The sequence below is a fragment of the Acinetobacter lactucae genome, from assembly GCF_013344765.1.
Classification (GTDB): domain Bacteria; phylum Pseudomonadota; class Gammaproteobacteria; order Pseudomonadales; family Moraxellaceae; genus Acinetobacter; species Acinetobacter lactucae_A.
Genome location: NZ_JABVBF010000145.1, coordinates 1 through 8869, shown reverse-complemented (window position 1 = coordinate 8869; position 8869 = coordinate 1). Strand labels below are relative to the sequence as shown.

The 8869-nt window shown below is 37.4% G+C and carries 9 protein-coding genes, 1 tRNA gene and 1 pseudogene; 10 read left to right on the top strand and 1 reads right to left on the bottom strand.

Annotation, left to right across the window (positions count from 1 at the left end; all coding sequences use genetic code 11):
* A pseudogene (locus tag HUN22_RS18005) lies at nt 1-155 on the bottom strand (alpha/beta hydrolase); the annotation flags it as partial.
* Between the two features lie 151 nt (nt 156-306).
* Between HUN22_RS18005 and HUN22_RS13280 the strand changes: the two are divergent.
* From HUN22_RS13280 to HUN22_RS13235, 10 genes are all read left to right on the top strand, one after another.
* Nucleotides 307-993 (top strand): putative quorum-sensing-regulated virulence factor, encoded by a 687-nt coding sequence (locus tag HUN22_RS13280; protein ID WP_078225147.1) that lies wholly within the window; start codon nt 307-309, stop codon nt 991-993.
* Nucleotides 994-1139: 146 nt separating this feature from the next.
* Nucleotides 1140-1763, top strand: a complete 624-nt coding sequence (locus tag HUN22_RS13275) for a hypothetical protein (RefSeq protein ID WP_174730218.1) — start codon at nt 1140-1142, stop codon at nt 1761-1763.
* Between the two features lie 103 nt (nt 1764-1866).
* Nucleotides 1867-1943: transfer RNA gene (locus tag HUN22_RS13270), tRNA-Arg, on the top strand.
* Between the two features lie 117 nt (nt 1944-2060).
* Nucleotides 2061-2996, top strand: coding sequence for an ABC transporter ATP-binding protein (locus HUN22_RS13265; protein WP_174730215.1), 936 nt, complete (start codon nt 2061-2063; stop codon nt 2994-2996).
* Complete coding sequence (locus tag HUN22_RS13260) at nt 2993-3766, top strand: ABC transporter permease (RefSeq protein ID WP_016140466.1); 774 nt, start codon at nt 2993-2995, stop codon at nt 3764-3766. Before HUN22_RS13265 ends, HUN22_RS13260 begins: the two co-directional genes overlap by 4 nt.
* Entirely contained in the window at nt 3763-4575 is an 813-nt protein-coding gene (gene queF, locus HUN22_RS13255) for an NADPH-dependent 7-cyano-7-deazaguanine reductase QueF (RefSeq protein WP_174730212.1), read from the top strand. The genes HUN22_RS13260 and queF overlap by 4 nt, the downstream gene beginning before the upstream one ends.
* A gap of 23 nt (nt 4576-4598) precedes the next feature.
* The gene (locus HUN22_RS13250; protein ID WP_174730210.1) at nt 4599-5249 is read left to right on the top strand and encodes a hypothetical protein; all 651 of its coding nucleotides are present in this window, start codon (nt 4599-4601) and stop codon (nt 5247-5249) included.
* Between the two features lie 127 nt (nt 5250-5376).
* Nucleotides 5377-6519: a rod shape-determining protein RodA gene (gene rodA, locus HUN22_RS13245; RefSeq protein ID WP_174730207.1), complete on the top strand. Its 1143-nt coding sequence runs from the start codon at nt 5377-5379 to the stop codon at nt 6517-6519.
* Between the two features lie 19 nt (nt 6520-6538).
* The gene (mltB, locus tag HUN22_RS13240) at nt 6539-7540 is read left to right on the top strand and encodes a lytic murein transglycosylase B (protein WP_174730204.1); all 1002 of its coding nucleotides are present in this window, start codon (nt 6539-6541) and stop codon (nt 7538-7540) included.
* Nucleotides 7541-7829: 289 nt separating this feature from the next.
* Nucleotides 7830-8441: a septal ring lytic transglycosylase RlpA family protein gene (locus tag HUN22_RS13235; RefSeq protein ID WP_217484541.1), complete on the top strand. Its 612-nt coding sequence runs from the start codon at nt 7830-7832 to the stop codon at nt 8439-8441.
* Nucleotides 8442-8869 lie beyond the last annotated feature (428 nt).

The following is an 8869-nucleotide window of genomic DNA, read 5'->3' as shown; positions in this document are numbered from 1 at the left end:
ATGTTATCTATATTAGTACTCATTACCGTGCCATGGTCCCAGTTACCTGTCACATAACTATTAATTTTAGTGCCTACGACAGTGGCATTAGATATCAAAATATCCGTTGCTACTTTAGGTACTGTGGAATCTGCTAAGCCCTGATAAATTATTATCGCAAGTTCTATTAGATGGGATTAATCTCTGAAAGCTCTATTTTTAATATAAATTGACGTTATCACTACTTTATAGCCCCACTTCAGGTTTTAAAGTGGGTAGTCAACTGTTAACATTCATAATTACTCGTGATTGTTTAAAGGGCCAGTTATGCAAACCATTATTTTAGATACGGAAACACATACACTAAATGGTTTGCCAATTGAAATTGCGTATGCCCCAATTGAAATTAATGAAGGAAAGCTCACCTTAGATAAAAGCAAATTGTTTGATCAACTATATCAAGTCGGAACCCCTATCTCTTACGCTGCTATGGCAGTACACCATATATTAGAGTCAGATTTAGAAAACCAGCCCCACTATAAAACTTTTAAATTGCCAGAAACTACAACTTATATTATTGGTCACAATATTGATTATGATATTGCCGCGATTGCGCGTTGTGGTGTGGATGTATCGAATATCAAACCGATTTGTACTCTAGCTTTAGCGCGTAAAACTTGGCCTGACGCAGAAGCACATAATATTTCAGCACTGATCTATATGATTTCTCAAGGCAGCAGTAAAGCTCGAGAATTGCTCAAAGGTGCACATCGTGCCGACGCAGATATTATTTTGACCGCTAATATTTTGATGCATATTGTTTATCATTTAAATATTCAAGATATTGAAGAGCTGTACCGAGTTTCCGAAGAGGCACGTATCCCTACGACTATTAACTTTGGCAAACATAAAGGTACGGCAATTGCTGAACTTCCTAAAGACTATATTCAATGGCTTTTACGTCAAGACGAGCTAGATGTGTATTTACGTAAAGCCTTAGAAGGTGCATTTTAAAGACTTAAATAGATGATATTCATAAATTCTTCATCATATTGTCATTTTTGAGTTTTATCGTTAACCCCATTTATATTTTATTAAAAACAGTACTGTTCAACTGAGAAGATTGAACAGTCTGATTTATTTTTATCTTGGGGAAAACAATGGCTGGTTTTTATCGAACCAATTTGGGAAGAGTTGCGCTTCAACAACGTAATATTTCTTTAAATGCAAAACAAAGACGTTTACTACTATTAATAGACCATGAAGATTTTCAAAGCCTCGATCCCGAGTTTAAGAAACGGATTGCCCCACCAGAATTGATTCAACAACTCATTGATTTAAAACTGATCGCCACTTCTAGTGAAAGTCACGCAGAGTTGACCGAACAAATATCTCCCCAAGAGTCACTTATAACTACCAAAAAAATATACAAAAAAAAGGTTGAGGAGAATAAAAACAACGATTTAGTTGGAGAAATTAAGGTTCCTCAATCAGCGTCTGTGCCTTCTTCAAATATAGAAAATAATCAGCCACCAAATCCAACTCAACAACTCTCTTTTGAAGAAATACAACAGTTGATGAAACAAAGCTTAAGTCAGTACTGTGGGCTTATGGCAAAACCACTTATTCAGAAAATAGAGCAAATAAAAACACTTCAAGAGCTTAAAATGTGTCAAATGCAATGGATTACCTACTTACAGGAGTCACGTATTCCGCCTCATGAGTTAGCCCATACGCTTCGTTCTATTAATTATTCAATTCAACTTATTCAGCAACGCATCTAAAAAAAACAACAAGCTGCTGTTTAATTAAGCATTAAACTCACTTGTTACCTATTTCGTGCTTTACCTATCGGTGTTTTTTTCCTATGATGTGGCCCACACACGTGCGCTCGTAGCTCAGTTGGATAGAGTACAGGTTTCCGAAGCCTGGGGTCGTGGGTTCGATCCCCGCCGAGCGCACCAGTTTATATATAATAACTTCATAAATTTATCTCAATTTTATAAAATTCCGACTATTTTACTTGGTTTATTAATCATTATCGCTCAAAATATACCCCTCTTTCATAATGTGAGAATTTCATGACTGATGCTTTGGTTTTAAGAGATTTGTCCAAAACATATCGTAATGGTTTTCAGGCGTTAAAAGGTATTAACCTCACTGTGCCTGAAGGTGAATTTTATGCGTTGTTAGGCCCAAATGGTGCCGGCAAATCAACAACCATTGGTATTATCAGTTCCCTCACGAAAAAAACCGAAGGAACAGTTGAGATTTTTGGACATAATCTCGACACCCATCCATCCTTAGCAAAACAACAGCTAGGCGTAGTCCCTCAAGAATTTAACTTTGGACAGTTTGAAAAAGCGTTCGATATCTTAGTTACCCAAGCGGGTTATTACGGCATTCATAAAAAGATTGCAGAAAAACGTGCCGAACATTATTTAGAAAAACTAGGCCTTTGGGAAAAGCGTAATATACAAGCACGCATGCTGTCTGGTGGTATGAAACGCCGTCTAATGATTGCACGTGCCATGATGCATGAGCCTAAACTTCTTATTTTAGATGAGCCTACTGCCGGTGTAGATATTGAGTTACGCCGTTCTATGTGGGATTTTCTGACCGAAATGAACGAAAGCGGTACTTCTATTATTTTGACTACACATTATCTCGAAGAAGCAGAAATGTTGTGCCGTCAAATTGCCATCATTGACCGTGGTGTCATTAAAGAAGATACCAGCATGAAAAGTTTCTTGAACCAGCTGAGTGAAGAGTCTTTTATTTTTGATTTGGCAGAACCAATTGCTCCACTTCAATTAAATATCATTGGTGTGAAGTTCAACTTAATTGATAGCAGCACTCTAGAAGTAACGATGGATAAGGAACATACATTAAATGACTTATTCCAGCTTTTAGAATCACAAGGTATTCGTGTTCGTAGTATGCGAAACAAATCGAACCGCCTAGAAGAACTATTCGTCAAAATGGTCGAGAAAAATCTTGAAGGAGAGGCAAAATGAATTTTAACCAACTGCAAATTGCCCTCTGGACTCTAGTTCGTAAAGAAGTACGCCGTTTTCTACGTATTTGGCCCCAAACTTTATTACCACCTGCGATTACAATGAGTTTGTACTTTGTCATTTTTGGTAATTTGGTTGGTTCGCGGATTGGACAAATGGGTGGCGTGAGCTATATGCAGTTTATCGTGCCCGGCCTCATCATGATGGCGGTTATTACTAACAGTTATGCAAACGTATCTTCAAGTTTCTTTAGTGTGAAATTCCAAAAAAGCATTGAAGAACTGATTATGAGTCCTGTGCCACTACATATTATTTTGTGGGGCTATGTAATTGGTGGGATTTGCCGTGGTGTATTGGTCGGAACAATTGTAACTGCAATGAGCTTGTTCTTTACAGACCTTTTTATACACAACTGGTTCGTGACTATATATACAGTCTTAATTACTTCGGTTCTTTTCTCATTAGGTGGTTTTATTAATGCAGTTTATGCAAAATCATTTGATGATATTTCTATTATTCCAACCTTTGTCCTTACACCTTTAACCTATTTAGGTGGTGTGTTCTATGCCATTAGTGCACTTGGCCCTTTTTGGCAAAAACTTTCTTTAATTAATCCTATTGTATACATGGTCAATGCTTTCCGTTTCGGCATTTTAGGTCATAGTGACGTGAACGTTACGTTCTCTTTAATCATTGTGACATTATGCTGTGTTGTACTTTACGGAATTGCTTACTATTTACTTGCTCGTGGTTCAGGAATGCGTGAATGAGTGTCGAACAGTCTTTATTGGGTAAAGAAACTCAATATCCAACTAACTATCAACCTGATGTTTTATTTCCAATTGCTCGTGCCCAGTCTCGTGAAGCTTACTCACACATTCAAGGTATTACACAAGGTAAAGATTGGTGGCATGTTTTTGAAATTTCATGGTTAAACGCTCATGCTATCCCGCAAGTTGCTATTGGCAGAATTACGCTCCCAGCTTCTTCACCAAATTTGATTGAATCAAAGTCGTTAAAACTTTACTTCAATAGTCTTAACTTTACTCAATTTGATTCTAAAGAATCATTCATTGAAACAGTTGAAAAAGACTTATCGGCTGCGGCAGGCGCAAAAGTTGAGTTAACCCTATTTCAGGTAGATGATTTAGAGATTTCTAAGCCTCAAGGCATTTGTATTGATGATCTAAACCCAGAGCGTTTAGAGCAACATCCTGATGCCACTCTTTTAAAACGAGATGAGTCTGATGTTGAAGTGGAAGTTGAACTGTATTCTCACCTTCTAAGAAGTAACTGCCCAGTCACGGGACAACCGGATTGGGGTACAGTTTTTATCCGTTTTAAAGGCAAAAAACCTTGTTATCGTAGTATTTTAGCTTATATTATCTCGTACCGTCAGCACAACGGTTTTCATGAACAATGTGTTGAGCAAATCTTTGCTGATATTTGGCAAAATTTGCAGCCTGAAAAGCTGATGGTTTATGCAACTTATACTCGTCGCGGCGGACTTGATATTAACCCTTGCCGAGTATCGGATCTTTCATGGATGCCAAAACCGATTCGATTGGCACGACAATAAAACGAATAATTTGAGGATATAACATGCCGTTTTTTGGTTTTACCCCTTCTGAAGGCTTATTGAACGATATACAAACTGGGATTGCTAATAAAAATTCTAGTGAACCTTTATATCCACTTCGCGATAAGATTGCTTTACAACTCAATGAAGAGATTATTGATAATGTCTTAATTCAGTTAGTTCAGCACTTCCCTGCAAGTGAAAAACGCGATACTGCCGAAAAACTAGCAGGCTATGTCAAATCAACAGTTGCTGTTCTTTTAAAACAATTGTTAAGCAAAGCGCCAAACGATGTTGTTAAACAGTCTGTAGAGTTCTCTGAAAAAAGCTTATTTAAAGACCCACAAGGTCAATATAAAGTAGGTGTAACTTTAGATCCTAGTTTAGTCACTAATCTTAAGCATAACTTCACTGAGCTTGAAGCAGGCAACGATATTAATAAAGCTGCATTAGCTGAACTATATAAACAATTCGGCGATGCTATGATCAAGCACTTTATGTCTGATTTTAACAAGACATTAGACCTCGGCATGATCAAGCGTAAAGCAGCCGATATTGGCGCGGCGGCTGTAACAAAAGCAGTTCATATTGCGATCGATAAACTCATCCCAAGCTTAAATCGCACTGAACTAAAAGCGATGGCTGAATATCATGATAGCTTATTCTTTAATTAATAAAAAATAGGCTATGAGAAACCTAGCGAGAGCTAGGTTTTTTTATTGCAAAATATTGATATACATTGCCATTCATCAGGTTTATGTTAGCATGCGCCAAGCACTGATTGACCTTAGTTAACGCCACATGTCTCCTAGCCCACAATATAAATTTTTACGTCAAGCTCCTCGAGATGGTCTTAGCACCGCTATGCAACCATCAAGGTGGCAACAACTCCATGTTGACCCTTGGTTATGTCTTTTTTTGCTCTTAAATGCTCTGTTAGGTTTAACTGTACTATATAGTGCTTCTGCACAGGATGTAGGGTTAGTAAGCAAACAAGCCATGAGTTTTGGTATTGGCTTTTTAGTGATGTTTGGTCTAGCCCAAATTCCACCCAAGGTCTATCAAGCTTTTTCACCCTATTTTTATTTGTTTGGGCTATTTTCACTTGTGGCAGTCATGGTATTTGGTGAAGTCCGAATGGGTGCTCAACGCTGGATTGATATTCCCGGTTTCGGAAGTGTCCAACCCAGTGAATTCATGAAAATCGGCATGCCAATGATGATTGCATGGTTTTTAGCACGCAAACCCCTTCCACCTAGCTTTTCACAAGTTGTTTTATCATTAATGTTAATTGGTATTCCTTTTTTACTAATTGCGGAACAACCTGATTTAGGGACATCACTTTTAGTATTAGCAAGCGGTATATTTGTCTTGTTTTTAAGTGGATTATCATGGCGGATGATTGGTGCAGCTGCTGCTTGTGCAGCGATCATCATTCCGATTGCGTGGGAATTTCTTTTGCACGATTACCAGCGTCAAAGGGTTTTAACTTTACTTGATCCAGAGGCAGATGCACTAGGTACAGGTTGGAATATTATTCAATCTAAAACTGCAATTGGGTCTGGTGGTTTTTCAGGTAAAGGCTTCCTCGAAGGTACGCAATCACACTTACACTTTTTACCCGAAGGACATACTGACTTTATTATTGCTGCGTACTCCGAAGAATTTGGACTGATTGGTGTACTTATTTTAGTAATCCTTTATTTTGCTATTATTTTTAGAACATTCCAGATCGGTTTACAAAGCTTCCATAACTATGGACGTTTAGTTGCTGGCGCCTTTGGTTTGTCTTTTTTTGTTTATGTATTTGTAAATGCGGGAATGGTCAGTGGTATTTTACCTGTAGTAGGTGTCCCTTTACCTTTTATGAGTTATGGTGGAACAGCTATTATTACTTTAATGGCCACCTTTGGTTTAGTCATGTCCATTCATACACATCGATAATCTGGAATTTTAAAACGATATGTTGTCTCAACACTTAAATAAAACTTTAAAAATGCTTGCTTTGTGTACTGGCATAATCAGTACAAGTCATTTCGCTCAGGCCAACGATTTTGCCACACATCCTGATTATTTGAATTTTAAACAAAAAACGATGAATGCTTATGGCTTAAGTAGCGATCAAGTCGATGCAGCCATGAGTGGCGCAAAAAATTTACCAAACATTCTAAATATTATGACTCGTCCTGGTGAAAGTAAGCCTTGGTACGATTATCGTTCTATGTTTTTGGTTGAAGGAACAATTCAACGCGGCGTCCGTTTTAAAAACCAATATGCAGATGCTTTAAATCGTGCTGAACAGCAATATGGCGTACCTCAATCTGTCATTTTAGGTATTTTGGGTGTCGAGACAGGTTATGGCGCAAATAAAGGTTCTTTTATTACACGTGATGCTTTAGCCACACTTGCTTTTGGCTACCCTCGCCGTGCTGAATATTTTGGCGATGAGCTAGCTGCTCTTATTGCATGGACTTATAAAGAAGGTTATCCAACAAATAGTATTGTAGGTTCTTATGCAGGTGCGATTGGCTATCCACAATTTATGCCAAGTAATATTAGTAAATACGGGGTCGATTATGACGGTAATGGACACATCGATTTAAGAAACTCTGCAGAGGATGCAATTGGTTCAATCGCAAATTACTTAGCAAAACAAGGATGGCAGCGCGATCAACCGATCGGGTTTATGGCACGTTACACTGGGTCAAATCCAGAAAGTATTATTGCTAAAGATTTAACTCAGCCTTTTCCATATGGTGCATTGAAGACGCTCGGGGTTTCACCTTTAAATCCTTTAGTTAAAATTGATGATCTAGATATGGTGAATGTTATTCAATTACAGGACTATAACGGTCCAATTTACTATTTAACTTATCCGAATTTTCAAGTGATTACGACCTATAATAAGAGCCGTATGTATGCTACTGCTGTATGGTTATTAGGCACTGAAGTGGCTAGCCGATAGGCTAGCTTTTTTATGAGTTATGTAAAAGTCAATAAATATTTTTGTTAAACAGGTCACAATACACACAAATTTAATATTTTGTTACACTTTTGGTTATTTTTTAATCTATAACTGTAAGTTTTTGCCCTTTTTGTAACTATTTCTCGTTAAAGACTAGACACTCTCCGTAAGCGATGAATATTATCCACCCCAATATAGCAATTGCAAAAGTGAATAATAAGACATGTTCACTTTAAATTTCAGTCAATGGCTGAAAGAAAAAAGTACATGTTCTCAGGAGTTTATACAAATGCAGTTATCGCTGAAATACGTTCTTGCACTGACGGCTAGTTTAAGCATGGCCCCACTGCACGCTGAAATGGTGCAGTCATCATCATTAAACAGTGATGTAGATGGACCAAATCTAGCAGCACGTGTATTGAGTAAAGATACTCAAAACTTTAATTCTCGTTTTTCTAACATTAACAGTCTTTCAATCACTGAACGTTCTGGCGATCAAATCCGTCGTCAAGCTATCGCAGCAAAAATTGAAATCCCTGAAGATGAGCCTTCAGTGATTGAAAAACTTAACACAGTAGCTTCAAATACTGTTCGTAAGTTTAGCCAAACTGGCATGGCGTCTTGGTATGGTCGCCAATTCCATGGTCGTAAAACAGCAAGTGGTGACACATTCGATATGAATGCTCTCACTGCTGCTCACCGTAGCTTACCTTTGAACTGTTACATTCGAGTAACGAATAAAGACAATGGTAAAAGTGTGGTTGTAAAAGTAAATGATCGTGGTCCTTTCCATGGTAATCGTGTACTTGATTTATCATACGGTGCAGCTAAACGTCTTGGCATTACCAATGCCGGAACTGCAAAAGTAAATATTGAGCGCGTTGATGGTCCAACTTCATAAGTTATAGGCCTCTCGAGTTCATGTAAAAAGCCGCAATTTTTTCTGCGGCTTTTTTATGCTTTAAACTATGAAAATAATTCCTAGCTTAGAGTAAAAAAATTATCTTTTTAGCTCCTCTTCAACCCCAATTTTGAATATTTTTTAATCAAAAAATTGCATTTATTTTATCAAAGTCTATTTCGCTCCTAAATTGCGTTTAGAGCGACTTTAATAAATTTGCGCTACCCTAGTACCATTTTTCTAAAATAAGAGCTATTTAGGGCGTTTTTAGAGTAGATGAGTAGAGCTTTTTCACACAATTTTCCCATACATCTCAAAATTACACTTTTTTTGGTGTTTTCATCATTAAGCAACATAGAAAAAATATTCTAAAATATTGCACCATTCTTGAGATCGAATTGACCACTTTTTTCAATCATCGTGACATT

What these genes read in the sequence shown, in the direction of transcription:
- HUN22_RS13280 (WP_078225147.1), top strand. Translation starts at nt 307, where the DNA reads ATGCAAACCATTATTTTAGATACGGAAACACATACACTAAATGGTTTG.
- HUN22_RS13275 (WP_174730218.1), top strand. Translation starts at nt 1,140, where the DNA reads ATGGCTGGTTTTTATCGAACCAATTTGGGAAGAGTTGCGCTTCAACAA.
- HUN22_RS13265 (WP_174730215.1), top strand. Translation starts at nt 2,061, where the DNA reads ATGACTGATGCTTTGGTTTTAAGAGATTTGTCCAAAACATATCGTAAT.
- HUN22_RS13260 (WP_016140466.1), top strand. Translation starts at nt 2,993, where the DNA reads ATGAATTTTAACCAACTGCAAATTGCCCTCTGGACTCTAGTTCGTAAA.
- queF (WP_174730212.1), top strand. Translation starts at nt 3,763, where the DNA reads ATGAGTGTCGAACAGTCTTTATTGGGTAAAGAAACTCAATATCCAACT.
- HUN22_RS13250 (WP_174730210.1), top strand. Translation starts at nt 4,599, where the DNA reads ATGCCGTTTTTTGGTTTTACCCCTTCTGAAGGCTTATTGAACGATATA.
- rodA (WP_174730207.1), top strand. Translation starts at nt 5,377, where the DNA reads ATGTCTCCTAGCCCACAATATAAATTTTTACGTCAAGCTCCTCGAGAT.
- mltB (WP_174730204.1), top strand. Translation starts at nt 6,539, where the DNA reads ATGTTGTCTCAACACTTAAATAAAACTTTAAAAATGCTTGCTTTGTGT.
- HUN22_RS13235 (WP_217484541.1), top strand. Translation starts at nt 7,830, where the DNA reads ATGCAGTTATCGCTGAAATACGTTCTTGCACTGACGGCTAGTTTAAGC.